The 17,567-nt window shown below is 42.8% G+C and carries 10 protein-coding genes; 3 read left to right on the forward strand and 7 right to left on the reverse strand.

What is annotated here, in order from left to right; translation table 11 throughout:
• Positions 1-110: 110 nt before the first annotated feature.
• On the forward strand, positions 111-2,312 hold the full coding sequence (locus tag PN470_RS18020; protein ID WP_272104893.1) for an ATP-binding protein: 2,202 nt from the start codon (positions 111-113) through the stop codon (positions 2,310-2,312).
• Positions 2,313-2,467: 155 nt separating this feature from the next.
• On the opposite strand, the gene PN470_RS18025 is transcribed toward PN470_RS18020, so the two are convergent.
• From PN470_RS18025 to PN470_RS18035, 3 genes are all read right to left on the reverse strand, one after another.
• Positions 2,468-2,584: a photosystem I reaction center subunit VIII gene (locus PN470_RS18025; protein ID WP_002737043.1), complete on the reverse strand. Its 117-nt coding sequence runs from the start codon at positions 2,582-2,584 to the stop codon at positions 2,468-2,470.
• Positions 2,585-2,641: 57 nt separating this feature from the next.
• Positions 2,642-3,124 carry a photosystem I reaction center protein subunit XI gene (locus tag PN470_RS18030; RefSeq protein ID WP_002737469.1) on the reverse strand — a complete coding sequence of 161 codons (483 nt, stop codon included), beginning with the start codon at positions 3,122-3,124 and terminating at the stop codon, positions 2,642-2,644.
• A gap of 518 nt (positions 3,125-3,642) precedes the next feature.
• Positions 3,643-4,053, reverse strand: coding sequence for a universal stress protein (locus PN470_RS18035; RefSeq protein WP_016516027.1), 411 nt, complete (start codon positions 4,051-4,053; stop codon positions 3,643-3,645).
• A gap of 163 nt (positions 4,054-4,216) precedes the next feature.
• Here PN470_RS18035 and PN470_RS18040 point away from each other — a divergent pair, with 163 nt between their 5' ends.
• The gene (locus tag PN470_RS18040) at positions 4,217-5,425 is read left to right on the forward strand and encodes a phosphoglycerate kinase (RefSeq protein WP_002750594.1); all 1,209 of its coding nucleotides are present in this window, start codon (positions 4,217-4,219) and stop codon (positions 5,423-5,425) included.
• 132 nt (positions 5,426-5,557) lie between these two features.
• On the opposite strand, the gene PN470_RS18045 is transcribed toward PN470_RS18040, so the two are convergent.
• From PN470_RS18045 to PN470_RS18060, 4 genes are all read right to left on the reverse strand, one after another.
• Complete coding sequence (locus PN470_RS18045) at positions 5,558-6,142, reverse strand: Uma2 family endonuclease (protein WP_130756682.1); 585 nt, start codon at positions 6,140-6,142, stop codon at positions 5,558-5,560.
• Between the two features lie 259 nt (positions 6,143-6,401).
• A complete protein-coding gene (gene opcA, locus PN470_RS18050) occupies positions 6,402-7,757 on the reverse strand; it encodes a glucose-6-phosphate dehydrogenase assembly protein OpcA (RefSeq protein WP_271935870.1) in 1,356 nt (451 codons plus the stop codon).
• A gap of 119 nt (positions 7,758-7,876) precedes the next feature.
• Positions 7,877-9,406 carry a glucose-6-phosphate dehydrogenase gene (gene zwf / locus PN470_RS18055; protein ID WP_002736082.1) on the reverse strand — a complete coding sequence of 510 codons (1,530 nt, stop codon included), beginning with the start codon at positions 9,404-9,406 and terminating at the stop codon, positions 7,877-7,879.
• A gap of 323 nt (positions 9,407-9,729) precedes the next feature.
• Positions 9,730-10,932, reverse strand: coding sequence for a DUF3747 domain-containing protein (locus PN470_RS18060; protein ID WP_272104894.1), 1,203 nt, complete (start codon positions 10,930-10,932; stop codon positions 9,730-9,732).
• A 460-nt stretch (positions 10,933-11,392) separates the two neighbouring features.
• Between PN470_RS18060 and PN470_RS18065 the strand changes: the two genes are divergently transcribed.
• Positions 11,393-17,530: a translocation/assembly module TamB domain-containing protein gene (locus PN470_RS18065; RefSeq protein WP_272104895.1), complete on the forward strand. Its 6,138-nt coding sequence runs from the start codon at positions 11,393-11,395 to the stop codon at positions 17,528-17,530.
• Positions 17,531-17,567: the final 37 nt, after the last annotated feature.

The raw sequence follows: 17,567 nt of genomic DNA on the forward strand, positions 1-17,567 counted from the left end.
GCCTCCTGCCTCCTGCCTCCTGCCTTCTGATAACTGATAACTGATAACTGATAACTGGTAACTGATAACTGATAACTGATAACTGATAACTGATAACTGATAACTGATAAATGAACGCTTCTCCCGCTTATGTTTGCTGTCAAGTGTTGTCATCTACTCACCTCGAACAACTTCGTTCTTGGTGGGGACAGTTGGCAATACAGGTAACAGGGCCCAGGATTAGTCTCAGTGAAAGAGATATTCCCCCACAGACAGGGGAAATCTATCAACTCTTGCTTTCCACTGACCTACAAGCTTTATTGTTAGCCAGTCCCCAAGCACATAACTTTGATTACGAAGTCCGCATTAGTTTTGAAGCGAACACGATTAAAAATTTTCTGCAAGGATTGGCCGTCAAGTCTCTCCACCACCCAAAAATTCAGCAGGGTTATCAAATTTTAAATCTGCCTCTGTCCATTAATGTCAGCAGTTTTCAAAATAAAATTTTAGTCAAAATTCTCTCGATAATTTCTTCTCCGGCTGCTGAGGGGGGTTGTCCCCGCGTCTTCTCTGTTTGTCAACCGGTAGAAGCGGCCCTATCCCAACAAATCGAACAGGAAAGATTATTAAACCAAGTCATCACCCAAATGCGTCAGAGTTTGGAGTTACCGGTGATTCTGGAAACCGTGGTCAGGGAAGCGCGGGAATTTCTGCAAGTGGACCGATTGTTAATTTATCAATTTTTCCCCGGTATCGGTGAGGGAAAGGGAAAAATAACTTCCGAGTCGCGCGTTTCTGACCAGATAAATTCCGTGTTAAATTTAACCCCCGAAGACGATTGTTTTTCCTATATTCCCCAATACAAGGAAAAGTATCGTCAAGGATTAATTCTGGCCGTGGATGATGTGGATGTTAACTATTCTTCTTCCTTCTGTTTGTCGGAATTTTTGCGACAACACCAAGTGCGATCAAAATTAATCGCTCCCATTGTGGTACAAGAAGAATTGTGGGGTTTATTAATTGCCCATCAATGTGGAGAAAAACGCCAATGGTTGCCGCAGGAAAAGAAATTTTTAGGTCAGATTGGTGAACATCTCGCCATCGCTATCTATCAAGCGCAATTATATTCCCAAGTACAGGAACAAAAAGATATTTTTGAGCGCCGGGTAATCGAAAGAACCCAAGAATTACAAGATACTTTAATGGCCGCCGAAGCCGCTAACCTCTGCAAAAGTGAATTTTTAAATAATATGAGTCATGAGTTATTAACTCCCCTAACTTGTATTATCGGTTTGTCCAGTACCCTGCAAAAATGCTCGGCAGCCAGTAATTTTTTACCTCCCGATAAACAAAAACACTATCTACAAGTGATTCAGGATAACGGCAATAAATTATTAGAATTAATTAATGATTTGCTTAATTTCTCGCAAATTTCGGCAGGCAAAGCCGTTTTAGATATTAAACAATTTTCGCTAAAATATCTCTGTAATCATGTTTTAGAAATTATCAAAACAGAGGCAGAAATTAAAGAAATTAATCTGATTTTAGAGATGAAAATCACCGAAAAAGAGCATTATTTTTATGCCGATTATGATCGAGTTCAGCAGATACTTTTGTACTTGTTAAAAAATGCCCTGAAATTTACCCCCGAACAGGGTGCTGTCACGCTGAGACTGTGGAAAGAAGGCAGTCAGGTCATTTTTCAGGTAGAGGACACGGGCATCGGCATTCCTGCTCAAAAAATACCGCTTCTGTTTGAAAAATTTACCCAGTTGGATGGCTCTCGTAAACGTCGTTATGGTGGTATGGGATTAGGACTGGCTTTAACTAAACAATTAGTGGAACTGCATCGCGGCACGATCGAGGTAGAATCTTGCTTAGATAAAGGTTCCATCTTTACCGTCCGTTTACCTCAACAAAAGCCACCCAAATCTCAACCCCAACCCTCGGATCATAATCCCCATTTTAATCAGCACCATCCCACTATAGTTTTGATTGAAAGTGACGAAGAAATCGCCAATCTTATTTGTGAGTTATTGATGGTGGCACATTATCAAGTTATTTGGTTAATCGATAGTGTCTCCGCTATCAAAAAAATTGAGATCGTGCAGCCAAGTATTATAATTGTTGATCGGAAAATGCCCGATATATATCATCTCTGTCATCTCTTAAAAAAATCCAGGCAAACTCAAGCCAGTAAAGTGCTAATCTTGAATGATACCCCTGAAATCAGCGTTAATTTCCTCGGTCGTCATGGCATTGATGACTATCTCCTCAAACCGATTCAACCCTCCCTATTGTTGGAAAAAATCCGCTATCTAACCGCTTTATAAGTGGGGTTTGCGGCAAAAAGTTTTTCGGTGGGGGTAGGGGTGCATCTCATTTTCATCTGGTCAATTTTTTCTTTTTTCTTCAGAAAATAGGACTTGGAAACTAACTATAAAATAGCTAATTTTCAAGTCCTTAATTGTAGGAATCCTAGGCTAAATTAGGATTCACTTTCGATATAGATAAATAACAACCCCATAACCACGGCTGGCATTAACCAACAGACGATTGGGATTAAAATCCAAGGCAGATAAGAAGCTGCGTAGGCACCAGTCATGTCAAATGCTCCTAGTAAAAAAATAAGGAAATGATAATCAGGTAGAACAAGGGTTAATTATTGATTAAAAACCCCGCGCATGATGCCATCAACGACACCAAGATTTTCTAGGAGGAAATAGGCCACAAAAGCGCCACCCATACCACCAATAAAGAAACCGGCTGCGAATTGACTCCAACCCTCGGAGGATTGCAGAGGATCACCACTAGCGGCCTTACCTTGGAAAGAGACAAGACCATAACTAGCTAAACAACCCGTAGCCAAGAGAACCATGGCCAAAGCGGGGATTAAGCCGCCGAGATTAGCATATTCCGAGTCTCTCAAGGGACCCAGGACAACCCAGGGACCACCGAGGAAATAACCGTGGGCCATACCCACTTCTAGACCGCGCAGAATCGGAGCTAGACCGGGACGATAGGCAGGTAAGTTACCAATAAAAGCTTTGGTAAAACCAGAAGCGGAAATGGGGGTAGCTAGATGACCAATGAACGGATCATCATTGTAGGGTGTCACCACCTGTTTGTATCCAGTTTCAGCCATTGTGTTTGAGTTCTCCTTTTTCCGATCAACAGGAAAATTGATCATAAAACTTTAAGATTACACTTTAGGCCTAAGAATTACTTCAAGCAACCCCATCGATCGAGTTTTCAAGGGTTGACGGCTGAAACTCTCACAATTCGTTACATTTCTCTGAGGAGACGGGGGAGTGGGGAGCTTTGTTTCAGTGTTGCCAAAGGCACGGCGTAGCCGTCCAGTAAACAGTAATCAGTGAACTGAAAACTCACATCTGATACTAAATCCGTTGAGTATAGGCTACATATCAGGATAGGCAAGAGGCAAGGGGCAAGGGGCAAAAGGAGGAATAGATAATCAGTCTTTAATAACTGGATTTAGTATGATATAGCCTTTTTCAGTCTGCTGAGCTACAAAAGTTATGGGTTTTAGGCACTCATGCACTCATGCAAGAGGCAAAAGGGAAGAAAAATAGGTGTACCTCACTAGCTTAGGAAACGCTATAACTGCTCACTGATAACTGCTCACCGATAACTGCTCACTGATTAAGGGATAATCAACACTGGACAGGGGGCAAGGTTAATAACTTTGGTGGTGACGCTTTCGGACACACCTTCGCTAGTTAATCCTAAACCGCGACAACCCATAACAATCAGGTGAGCATTAATTTCATCGGCCACATCACAGATGACAAAAGAAGGCATTCCCTCCCTTTCAATCATTTCCGCCTTGATGCCAGCTTGGGCGAAAATGGCCTGTGCCGATTGTAACAATCTATCCACCGCTTCGATCGAACTCATCTTATCGTCGGCGGCAATTTCTCCGGTGGGTGTCGTTTCCACCACCGACAACAGCACCAAACGACTGTCAAAGATTTTGACTAATTCGATCACACTACTGGTAGCGTCACGACTTTCGCGGCTGTGGTCGATGGGAAATAAAATCGTCTCAAACATAATTAGCAAGTCTCTCCAATCAAATTTTTCTGGGCAAATCAGTCTTGGAACTGCAACACTGATCCCCAAATCTGAAATAATCTTTGTCAAAGTAATTGCCGCAAGTAGCGATACCCTGATTTAATCTTTATTGTACGGTAAGCAATCTAGGAGGTTATGGGCTGTGCCAAAAAAAACAGTAGCGAATTTAACAGAGGCTGATTTAGCGGGCAAACGGGTCTTAGTCCGGGTCGATTTTAACGTTCCCATGGACAAAGCCACCGGGGCAATCAGCGATGATACCCGTATTCGGGCAGCACTGCCAACTATTGAGGATTTAATCAAAAAAGGGGCTAAGGTTATTTTATGCAGCCACATGGGTCGTCCCGACGGTCAAGTTAAAGAAAATTTGCGTCTGACTCCTGTGGCTAAACGTCTCTCGGAATTATTGGGACAAGAAGTAATCATGTGTCCCGATTCTATTGGTGAGGGAGTTACGGCAGCGATTAGTCAAATGTCTAACGGTCAAGTGGCCCTGTTAGAAAATCTGCGTTTCCACGGTGAAGAGGAGGCAAATGATCCCGATTTTGCCAAAAAATTAGCCGCTAATGCCGATTTATACGTTAATGATGCTTTTGGTACCGCCCACCGCGCCCACGCTTCTACGGAAGGCGTTACCCACTATCTCAGCCCCTCGGTGGCGGGTTATTTGATTGAAAAAGAGTTAAACTACCTACAAGCAGCTATTGAAACTCCCCAACGTCCCCTAGCGGCGATTATCGGCGGTTCTAAGGTTTCTAGTAAAATTGGCGTGATCGAAACTCTATTAGAAAAGTGCGATAAACTGCTCATCGGTGGCGGTATGATCTTTACTTTCTACAAGGCCCGCGGTTTAAGTGTTGGTAAGTCTTTGGTGGAAGAGGACAAACTGGAATTAGCCAAATCCCTGGAAGCGAAAGCTAAAGAAAAAGGGGTGGAATTTCTCCTTCCTACTGATGTGGTGTTAGCGGATAAATTCGATAAAGATGCCGAGTCCCAAATCGTCAAGGTCGAAAATATTCCCGATGGTTGGATGGGATTGGATATTGGACCTGAATCAGTTAAAGTTTTCCAAAAAGCTTTATCTAACTGTAAATCTGTCCTCTGGAATGGCCCCATGGGGGTGTTCGAGTTCGATAAATTTGCGGCGGGTACAGATGCGATCGCTCACACTTTAGCCGATTTAACCGCTACGGGTACAACTACCATTATCGGTGGTGGTGACTCGGTAGCGGCGGTGGAAAAAGTGGGAGTGGCGGAAAAAATGAGCCATATTTCCACCGGTGGTGGCGCTAGTTTGGAATTACTCGAAGGGAAGGTTTTACCCGGTATTGCCGCTCTCGATGAAGCCTAATTATCGCTAATATCTCAGGTTTAAACAAGGTGGGTGTTGCCCCACCTTTTTTTATGAATTAGGGAGTGGGTTTTTAAAGTTGGATTGGGAGTTAATCATACAAATACTTTTGCGGCAAAAATAGTTGAGCCACTAGGATACTTCAATCGCGGTAAAATCCACCCGCTGATATAAATCTGTCAGGGATATTTGAAAATCTAGAGAAAACAAAGTTAAAATCGCTTCTTGATCGTGATAATCCCGGAATGCCCAATGATCGCCCCTTTTATGAAATTGTTCTATATAATAACCATATTGATCGATTAAAATATATTCTTCAAAACTATCAAGAGAGCGGTAAAATTTAAACTTATCACCCCGATTATAGTCTTGAGTAGATTTTGATAAAACCTCGATAATCACCTGTGGATTGGTAATCGTATCGGTGCGTCCTCTTTCAAGAATTGGTTCTCCCTTAACGATCATAAGATCGGGATAGGTGTACACATTATAGGCGGGTATTGCCAAGCGTAGATCGGTGATAAATATATCATAGGCTTGATTCTGGATAGTTAAGGGAAATCTTCTATAAAAATTTCCCGCAATGCGATTATGGTTAGGAGTTCCCCCAGTCATAATAATAATTTCTCCATCTCGATACTCGTGTCTGTCGGTGGCAGTTTCCTCTAGTTGAAAGTATTCTGCGACTGTGTAGCGTTTCTCAGTGGTTGCGACCATATTGCCCCCTTGAAAGCAAAGCTCTGTCTTTATGATAACCTGTTTTCTGAAAAGGTAAGTAGCTGGTTATAATTAAATTAAAAATGGATTTTAGGTTAGATACCCCCTGCCCCCCTTGATAAGGGGGGTGTCTGATAATTTTTAACGCCTACCTACTTATAATTATCGGTTTTAATCAGGTGCTGACTGCTGTATAAATATCGAGAGACCTTGTTAACAAGGTCTCTCCAAAGTGGGTAGGATTATTGTTGCTAATTTGCTAGTCTGGTTGGGATAATTTGAGGATAGAGCTAGTGACTTTCATGCTTTCTTGATAAAGCACGTCCTGGCCCCAACGCTGTAACTGTTTACCTAGGAGAGTTTCTGTTTTTTGGTCTTCCAGATGGGACACTTGTTCAACGCGGCAAGATTGGGCCCCTCCCGAAGCTTCCATCCGCATACAGCCGGTAGTTCCCGAACAAATTACCGTGCAACAATCGGCCTGAAGATTAGTAGAAGTGAGTTTAATACTAATCAGATCCCCTTGTATCTCACCCCAATCGGCCACGGGAATACCGGCTAATTCCGCCTCAATTAAACGCTGGTCCTGACCGAGGAAGCTAATCCGATGAATAGCGTAATCTCCCGACCGGTGACTATATCCCACCGGTCGCCATTGTAACCGGCTGGCCATCCAACCGAGGAACATAAAAGCTTGGCAAGGATTGCCCTTTTCGTAATCAATAGTGATGCGATCGACTTCCAGAATAGCATCCCGGCGCTCCGGCGGATCAAAAGCTTCGGCGGTTAGTTCTTGCCAAGGGGCGAGACGACTCCAGTTTAGGTCAGCCAATGGTACATCTGTGGCTAATAAATCCCCCACTTGCAGCAGTTCCGTTTCCGGTTCCCGAAAAGTGCTGGAATCGACGATAATCGTATCACATTGACTGGCCAGACGCTTAAATAGTCCATATTCCCCATCGGGACTGGCTTTCCACCAGAGAAATTTGGGCAAACTGGGAATAGTTAACTCGGAAATAATGCCACCAATTCGTTCCAAGGCTTCCGCTGTGCCGCTTAAAGTGACGTATTCACAGCAAACTAAAGTGTTCTGACTACGTTTGTTAACGGGACAATAGGCAGAAACGGAGGCTTTTACCCCTTCATCGGCCTCGGCAGTGGGACAGAGGGTAATAATGCGACAGGGATTGGAAGCAGCGATCGCATCTGCCACTCCAATCGCATCCAAATCGGCGGCGTATTGACGATGATTAGCCCCATCCTCGGCGTTTTTTTCCGCTTCCCAGGCCGCCCTTAACCGAGCGACAAATTCATCGCTAGAAAGCCCAGTTACTTCTAGTTCTAGGTCCTTCTGGGCCACTTTGATGGCGGCGTGGGTCCGCGGACCGGCAATACCATCAATCGGGCCAGTGTAATAGCCGAGAAGGGTTAACAATTCCTGTACCGCATCGGGTTCATAGACAATAAAGCTAAAGGTGGTGGCCCGGGTGGCGGCCATCCCATCCTCATTATTATTATAGGATTGCCAGATATCGCGCAGTTCCTGCTCGATCACATCGATGGAAACATCTTTCGGTGCTTGCAGGGAGACAATGGGGGGGCTTTGGGTAGTCATGTCAGTTATCAGTTATCAGTTATCAGTTATCAGTTATCAGTTATCAGTTATCAGTTATCAGTTATCAGATGTGAGTTTTTAGTTTACTGCTCACTGATTACTGGTCACTGTTCACTGTTTTAGAGTCGTCGCCAACGACGGCCATCGCGGTTAAGGAGAAATTCTGCTTCTGTGGGTTCCCAGGTACCCGCTTCGTATTGGGGTACGGAGGCGGGATCGGCGGGAGCGTCCCAAGCGGCGAGAGCGGGAGTAACGATGCGCCATGCTTCTTCTACCTCATCAGAACGGGTAAATAGGGTTTGATCTCCCAGCATAGCGTCTAAAAGTAGGCGATTATAGGCATCGGCGCTGGTGACACCGAAGGAGGAACCATAACTAAAGTCCATTTCTACCGTGCGAGTGCGTAATTCCGAGCCCGGCATTTTCGCCTCAAAACGGAGGGCAATACCTTCGTTAGGCTGAATCCGCATACTCAGTACATTTGCATTAGTTTGTTGAGCCGCCGATTGGAAGATTAATAACGGCACATGGCGGAATTGGATGGCAATCTCGGAAACTTTTTTCGGCAGACGTTTACCGGTACGCAGATAGAAAGGGACACCCTGCCAACGCCAGTTATCTACCATTAATTTCATGGCCACGTAGGTGGGGGTGGTCGATTCGGGATTAACCCCCGGTTCTTGCCGATAGCCCAGAATGGGTTTTCCTTTCATCCAACCGGCTTTATACTGGCCGCGGATGGCGGATTTTTCCAGGTTATTAATATCGGCCAGGTGAGTCGCTTGCAGGACTTTGACTTTTTCGCCACGGACACTATCGGCGTTAATAGCGTTGGGTGCTTCCATCGCCGTCAAGCAGAATAACTGCATCAGGTGATTTTGCACCATATCGCGCAAAGCTCCCGATTTTTCGTAATATCCGGCCCGCTCCTCCACTCCCACGGTTTCGGCCACGGTAATCTGGACGTGATCGATAAATTGACGATTCCAGAGGGGTTCAAAGATGGCGTTAGCAAATCGGAACACCAGTAAGTTTTGGACGGTTTCCTTGCCTAAATAGTGGTCAATGCGATAAACTTGGTTCTCCTGACAAACCTCTTGTACGACTCGATTGAGAACTTGGGCAGAACTGAGATCTTTGCCAAAGGGTTTTTCGATCACTAAGCGGTGTTTAATTGGGTCTTTCAGCATTCCCGCCGCGCCGAGGTTTTTAAGACCGGGGGGAAAGAAATTAGGAGAAACCGCTAGATAAAAGACTCGATTGCCGCGGGTTCCCCGGATTCCGTCTAATTCTTCCAGAAAGACTTTCATTTTGGCGTAACTTTCTGGGTCGTCCATGTTGCCGGGGAAATAGTACAACCCTTGGGCGAAGTCTTGCCAATATTCCTCACTACCAATCCCGTCGGAAAATTCTTCGATGCCTTGGCGCATCTGTTGGCGAAAATAATCATGACTCCACTCTCGGCGCGCTGTACCGACGATGGTTAATTCGGCCGGTAGTCGTCTTTCCCGTTTCAGTTGATAGAGAGCAGGAACCAGTTTTCTTTGGGTTAAGTCTCCCGATGCCCCAAAAATGACTAAGATTAAGGGTTCTGGGGTTCTTTCTTGTCGCAATCCCACTCGGAGAGGATTTTCGAGCAGCTTTACCATAGGATTTTGTCTAGCCGAGGTGCATTATTTTCCAGTCTAGCGGGAATACTCGACGGCATACCTAAAGTAAAAATTAATAACCACAATCAGTAATCAGTAATCAGTGACCAGTAATCAGTAATCAGTCATCGGTCATCGGTCATCGGTCATCAGTAATTGGATAATATCTTTAGGCTTTTTTGAGATCAAAAAGTTCTGGGCATGGGAGTGAGCGGGGGGAAAATTCAGGGAAAAAGTCCCTGAATTTTAGGTAATTGACCACCCAAAAATGGGTGAAACCCCACACCCTACCCCTAGGAAAAACTTTTTGCCGCAAACCCTACTTATTTTTTGGCGGTTTTAACACAATCGAGGGTACGGACGATGGCGGCTGCTGCGTAGTTACGACGGGTGGGATCATTTGGTACAAAAGCACTACCCTGTTCGTTCAAGGGAGAGGCCACAGCGCAAAATCCCGACATCTGGGTAATTAAACCAGCGGCCCAATGACCAGAAGTATCGGAAAAATTGGCGGGGGTTTTAGTTTGGGCCAAATCGGGGGCTTGTTTTTGCTGAGTTTTCAGGTAGGTGGCGGCCTGTTTGAGAATCGCCATCAATTCGGCCCTAGTGATGGGGTCGCCCGGACGGAATTCGCCGTTAGCTTTGCCGGCAACAATACCATTGGCCCGGGCCCATTGGATTTTTTTGGCACTCCAGCGCGTCGCTTCTACGTCGTTAAAACTGCCGCTGCCGGGGGGAATATCTTCTAGGTTAATTTTAGTGACAGTTCCCATCCCCTCAATAATCATCGAGATGAATTGTTCCCTGGTAACGGGATTTTCGGGGCGGAAGCTGTTATCTTCTTTAAAACCAGCCACTACCCCAAGCGCGATCGCTTTTTCGATCTCAGTTTTATAGATATCGCCGCTAATATCCCGGAAACTGGCCCCGGAAGTGGGGGGGGCAGTGGGGGGAGGAGTGGTTTCGTTGATAGGAGGTCTGCCGGCGGCTGCGAGAACTTCTGTTTCTTTGCCGCTAAAGTAGAAGTGGCCTAAACTTTTGCCTTGGAAAGTACGACGGCTGAATCTCCAACCCGGTTCGAGGATAATTTTCATAAATCCTGTTTGCATTCCTCGGGTTCTTCCCACCACTAATTCCGGTCTGCGAGCATCCCGGGGAGTTCCCACTAAGTATAATTCGCCATTGCGTTCCACAATACGCAGGATGTAATCTAGCCCAAAATCCCGGCCATCGAGACGGATAGAATAACCATTACTATCGGTGGCGCGGCGACAAATGCCGGTAAAGTCAAAGTTGAGAAGCAGCGGGTCGATCATGACCGGATTTGAGCCGCTTTCGCTCCAACACTTCTGTTTTCCCCGGATTTGTTCCAATACTAGGAGGTCAAATTTATTACCTCCGTAGGGACGAGCGATCGCTACTACCTGGGTCTGCTCGATGTCCTGTTCGTCAAAGTTGGCCGCTGGTGTGGCAGTTATGCCCAAGGTCATTAGGGCGGTTAGGGCGATCGATAATCTGGCTTTCATGATCTTTATCTATAAGACGATTTTTGCAGTAAAAATAATAGACGTGCTAATCCCACTATTCTAAGACTGAATACTTCCGGTTGTTGTTCCAGACTGCGCCGGATTGTTGTCTGTCTGCACAACTTTTCTCTCAATCTTCAATTTCCAAACCTATTGATCCTAGCAATATTCTGCTTGAACTGGTGGGTTGATCAATATTAATTCGGTTAGCTGTTGAAACTGGCGAGATGTTGGCGAATTGTTGAAAATTTTAGCCAGCCATTCGAGTCTTAGGCTAAGATGGGGAGAGAGGCTTTTAATTGGCCGCAGCCCTTGACTTCCCCACAGGATTTAAGCCCAATAATTGCCTAAAAAATGGCAATTAATCGATTGAGGGCTATCAGTGCCGCGGTGAATTATTATAGTTCATTAGCTCTGGTGAGCCATTGCCCTTTCTTTGGTGTGTGTGAGGTAGACAATTATGAGTAACTCCCCTGGTGATCCTTCTCCTCGTCCTAATCTTTTTCTGAGTATCGGTCGATTTGTCCGCCGGCCTTCTACTTTAATTGTCGGGGGAATTACTCTCCTAGGAATTACCTCCCTTGGCTATTTTACGACTCGTTATTTAGTTTATGAACGTCTCACCCCAATTTTAGACAATATCTTCAGTGAAATGCTGCACAGACCTGTCAGGGTAGGTAAGATAGAGGGCTTTTATTTTAATCGCATTCGTATCGGTAAATCGGAAATTCCAGCTACGGCCAATTCTGCTGATAGTTTATCTATTGATGCGATCGAATTGGGATTAAATCCGCTGCCCTTACTTTTAGGTCTGCCGCTGCCAGTTGATGTCAAGTTAATTAATCCCAGTATTTATCTCGATCAGGATAAAAATGGTCAATGGCTCGATAATTTAGAAAAAATAGCTAGTAACTTAGATCGGGAGGCACTCATCAGGTTAAACCTGGGTTTTCAGGTGGAGAAGGGAGACATTACTATCCAACCCTATGCCCTGAAAAAACCGATAGAAATTAAGGCCGATGGTCAGGGAAGATTCATCGATAATCAAAGGCAGCCTCTCACCTACGATTTTAGCGCAGAAATTCTCAAAAGTCAAGTAAAAATTCAAGGAGAAACGGCGTTAAAAACGGGCGAAAGTCAAACTAATCTTCAGATTGATCGTTTGAACTTAAATGAACTATTAACTTTAATTCCTCGGAGCAATTTCCAATTAAATCAAGGACAAGTAAATGCTAATATTGCTCTCAATATTCCCAGTTGGGCAAAGCTAAATCAAACCGAAGGAAATGGCAATTTTCAGGTGACAGATTTGGCGGGTAAATTCCAACCTTTCCAGTATCCAATTAAGCTAACAACTAAGTTAAATTTACAGGGAGATAAAGTATTAGTCGAACAGGCGACCGCAAGTATTGGCAAGATTAAAACTGAGGTGAAGGGAGAAGTAAATTGGCAAACTGGTTATCATCTCAAGGTCGCGCTAGAATCGGTGGATTTACAACAGCTTTTAAGAATTATTTATCTGCAATCACCTCTAGATTTACGGGGAGAGGCACGCTCTACTTTTCAAGTGACGGGAAAATTAGATCAACCTCTAATTAAAGGAACCGTTAGCAGCAGCAAACCGATTATTTTTGAGCAAATTCCCATTCAATCAATAACCAGTAATTTTCAAACAAATCTCAATAGTCTTAATCTAGATAAAATTCAAATTAAACCCGTTGCAGGTGGAGAAATTAAAGGGGAAGGAAAATTGCAATTAAATATTCTGCAATCCCTGCAAAAAAATCAACCTCTTGACGGGACAAAAATGCCGATTAATTTGAATTTACAAGCCAATTTTCCCACAAGAAAAATTTTATCTCAATTGGCCACAATTCCCGCTCAAATTAATATAAGCGATCTGCAAGCTAATATTAAAGCTAGAGGGAGTTTAGGACTGCCCCAATTATTAATTAATTGGCAAATACCCGCGGTTAATCAGTCAGGATTAATCAATGTTGCTGGGGAGGGCAAAGTATTTTTAGGAGGCAACAAAATCAATTTAACCGATACGGTCATTAAAACAAATACTGGCAAACTACAGGTTAATGCTAATAGTGATTTTACTAGCAAATTAGTCCAAGCAAAAATCACGGGTAATAACTTTTTATTGACTCCTTTTGTGCCTATCGTTTGTCAATATGTAGATATTATTTGCCCCTACTTAGAAACCTTAGAACCCTTAAGTTTAGAGACAGCTAATATTCAAGTCAGTGGCAAAATTGATCAACTCAATGTTAATACTTTAAACGGAATTGCTAACTTAAAAATTAGCAGTAAACAAGGCACAATTTTAGTCAATAGTCAAGTATCGCAAGGAAATCTTCAGGCTAAAGCTGTCTTAGCGGGATTGCCGATTAATTCCCTATTGCCTAACTTACCAACTCAGGTTAAATTAACGCAATCGCAAATTAATTTACAGGGTTATTTAGGGGAATTGCTGAATAATAAAAATAATATTTTCAGCAGTTGGCAAGGTCAAGGGAATATGGAGTTATTAGTAGATAATAATCCTTTAATTGCCACAGCCAAACTGAATCGAGGTTTCCTGACAGGAACAGTTAACACCGGGGGAATTAGTCTCAATCCTCTAGTGGAAAATTTAACAGTTCCCGTTAGTTTAGGCAGGACAAAAATCAGCTTTGCTGGTGGAATAAATTCTCTAATTAGTGGTACTTTAACGGATTTAAAAACTTGGCGCGGAGAAGGAGATATACAGTTATTTGTCAATAATCGATTTTTAAGAACGACAGCCCAACTGGAACAAGGTATTTTAAGCGGTATAATTAATACGACTGGGATTAACTTAAATCCGTTTTTACCCAAGATAAATATTCCTGTTAGTCTAGGAAAAACCCAAGTCAATTTCACTGGTGCAATCAATAATTTACTAGCGGGGAAAATACCAAATCTGTCCACCATCAATGCTAGAGTAAATACTCGCTTGTTAGTGGATAATAATCCGATTAATACTGATATTCAGTTAAACAAAGGTATTTTTAATATTCTCGGTAGTTTAGAGCGTTTTCAGACTAATATTCCCCTAGCGTTGAATATTTACCAAACGAAGTTTCAAGCAACAGGAAATGCCCAAACTATTTTCGACTCTCTGCTAGAAAAACGACTGAACTTAAGCAGTATTAAAGCAGTTTTTAACTCTCGTATTAATGTAGCTAAAGGAGAGATTAAAGCTAAGGCACAACTGAATAATAATTTTTGGCAAAGTGATATTATTGCCGCTAATCTTGATCCCGCTGTCCTACTAAGGCAATTGGGGGGAGTAAAATCAATCTCGATTCCTAACCTAGATTTTAGTGCCAATTTAGCGGGAAATATTAAAGAAATTTGGCAGGGAGTAACACCAATTCAGATTAATAATCTTTCGGCACAGTGGGGAGAAAATAGCTTTAATGTGCGAGGAAATATTCTTTTAGCTAATCTTACCAGTCAACCCGATATCGCTGAGGTTAACTTAAATCTACAGGCAAAAACCGACCTTGCTGCTGTACGGCTAACTCAGATTATATCGCTTTTACCGATTGATTCTAACCTAAAACCCAAAGAATCGACACTAACAGGGATCGGAGAATTTCAAGGACAAATCACGGGAAAAAATCTCTTAAGTGCTTGGCAAAAAGTGGGAAATATACGAATCAAAGGAGATATAAATTTAGCTAACTTTAGCATTAATGAGCGACTCTTTGAACCCCTACTAAAAGGAACAATTCAAGCAGGAATCGGTCAAAATATTAGTTTAAATCTGCGGGGAAATCAGGACATTATTGACCTAACTTTCGATCCTTGTCAACAAAATAATTGTCTGCTGCCCTATCTTCCTTTAGGGATAAATATTCGCCAAGCTTTTGGAAATAAAACTCCTTTTTTAGCAACAGCTAAACGAAGCGGAGAAAATTTAAATGTTCAGATTGCCGATTTTCCCCTAGAAATCCTGAAAATATCTCCGACGGCAGCCTACAATATTCCGGGGATTATTACTGGCCAATTGAGTGCTAATTTAGACATCAATTTATTTAACCTACAGGGTGAGGGACAACTAGAGATTAATCGACCTAGTTTAGGTAACTTAATCGGGGAAAAATTAACGGCAAATTTGGTTTATCGGGATTCTATAGTTCAACTGCAAGAAGGTAGTTTACAAGCAGGTGCAAGTCAATATAATCTGCAAGGTTTATTTAATTGGCGAACCCAAGAAATAGAAGCTAAACTCAGGGTAGATCAAGGTTATATTCAAGATTTATTATCAGTTGCTAGTATCTATGATTTAACCAGTTTAATCAACTTTTTCTCCTCTGAGAATAACCCAGCTATTCAACTTAGTCCCCTAGGAGTAGGTAATCCCGAAGCTTCCCTAGCAGAACAGGTAAATTTGCGGGCAAAAATTGAAGAAATAATCCAGCAATTAGCAGGAGAAAGGGGGGTAGTTGGGATACCGTCTGAACTAGATTTTCGTGGTCGTTATCAAGCAAATATAGCCTTAACTGGGACTTTAAAAAATCCCGATCTTAGCGTACAATTTCAGGGCAATCGATGGGAATGGCGACCCCAAAGACCGACAGTAAATATTGTTAAACCTCTCGGAATTGTCACCACCGATACCCAATTAATTCCCATTGATGAAGTAACAATTAATCTTAACTTAAATCGTCAGTTGCTCAGGATAGAACCGATTAGATTAAAATCACGAGATTCTTCCGTATTTTTAGCGGGTGATTTTTCCTTAAAAAAAGTAGAGGGGACTTTTGCCGTGGAAAATCTTTCTCTCGATCTCTTGAGAAATTTTGTGCAGTTTCCCTTGGATGTATCTGGTAGTCTAAAAACTCAAGGTCAAATTACAGGAACTTTATTAAATCCTCGTATTCAGGGTAACTTTGGCTTTATTGATGGTGCAATTAATGCCCAAAATATTAATCAAGATATAATTGGTTTATTTACCTATAATCAGTATCGTTTTGATTTGCGGACAACCTCCTCCGAATCAATCCAACTCTATGCCAGCATTCCCTATCCTCCCTTACCGAGTAATGATCAATTAAAAATCCAAGCAAAATTAGGAACCGATGCACTCAAATTAATTGAAGCTATCAGTCAAAACGCCATCGAATGGGTTAAAGGTGAGGGAGAGGTAGTTCTTTCAGCGACGGGAAGATTAGATATAAAAGAAGGCTTAAAAATCAAAGATTTAGAAGCAAATGGTATAGTTACTCTCAATAATGCCGCTATCCGCAGTGTTGCTTTTCCAGAGATTTTAACCGTAAATGGCCGCATTGGGTTAACCCCTGAAAGCTTAACAGTAGAGGAATTACAAGGCTCGATCGCTGACAGACAAATTTCTGTGGTGGGAGTTTTACCTTTCTTTCAAGCCATCAAAAATAATCCTAATCCCTTAACAGTTAATATTCAAGAGGGAGATATAGCAATTAATGGTCTTTATCGGGGATTAATTGCTGGGAATGCCATGGTAACGGGAACAATTCAACAACCAATTATCGGGGGTAATGTACGTCTTTCTCGGGGTAAAGTTTTTCTTCCTCGCACCCCAGAAATTAATCAAGAAACGGATAAACCAGTGAGTCGCTGGCTGCAGCCTCTCAACATTCCTCAGACGACCAATATTACTCCAGTTTTAAATAATTTCCAAGTGTCTTTAGCGGGATTATCCATCGAACAAGAACCTTTGTATCAATTTGATTTTAGTGGTGCTTTAACCTTGAACGGTTCGCTCACTTCACTGGAGAAATTACAAACCAATGGAGTGATTAATCTCGATCGGGGACGGGTTAGCTACATCGATACTCGTTTTCTTCTTAACCGACGCAATCAAAATGTTATTGTTTTTGATTCTAGTCGCGGGTTGGGACTTTTTAATCCCTTTGTTGATATTCAACTGCGAACAATTCTCAGCGAATTTTCTCAATCTCGCGATTTTGCTATCTCCCGTCCGGGGGGGGATTTTCCTAGTAATGAAATTCCCGATGATAGTCTGAATCGCATTCAAAGGATCGATGTCACCCTCAGCGTTGAAGGGGAATTAAACCGCTTGCTACCAAATTTAGGCCGTAATATTAATGAAGTGTGCCAAATTCGTCCCAATAGTCCCCCTTTTCCCCTAGAGGAAAACTACACAAATGCAGAATTACAAAAAGCTGCTAATTGTTTACAAGGAGTGGCTTTTGCTAGAGGTGAAGATGAGGGATTGCTTAATACTCCCCTAGTTAAATTAACTAGCACTCCCCCCCGCAGCCAAGGGGAAATCGTTCGACTGTTGGGGGAACAATTGCTGTCGGTTTTTAATGGTTTACAGGGGAAAAACACAGAACAATTAATTCAGTTTGGAGTGGTTCAGTTGGCGATTCCCCTCTTAGCTCAAGGAGTCGTGTATGATGTGGAGAATGCGGTTAGTAATGCGATTGGAGCAACCGATTTTAATATTCTTCCCAATTTGGAAACCGTCTATCGAGTTAATTCCCAGTCTTTTATCCGCTTCTCCTACGATTACAATTTGAATGAGTTTACCGTCCGCTATCAAACTCAATTTTAAGGTAATATTGAGAGATATAGGAGAGTTCAGAAGTTAG

The sequence above is a fragment of the Microcystis sp. CS-574 genome, assembly GCF_028329095.1.
Lineage (GTDB): Bacteria > Cyanobacteriota > Cyanobacteriia > Cyanobacteriales > Microcystaceae > Microcystis > Microcystis ichthyoblabe_A.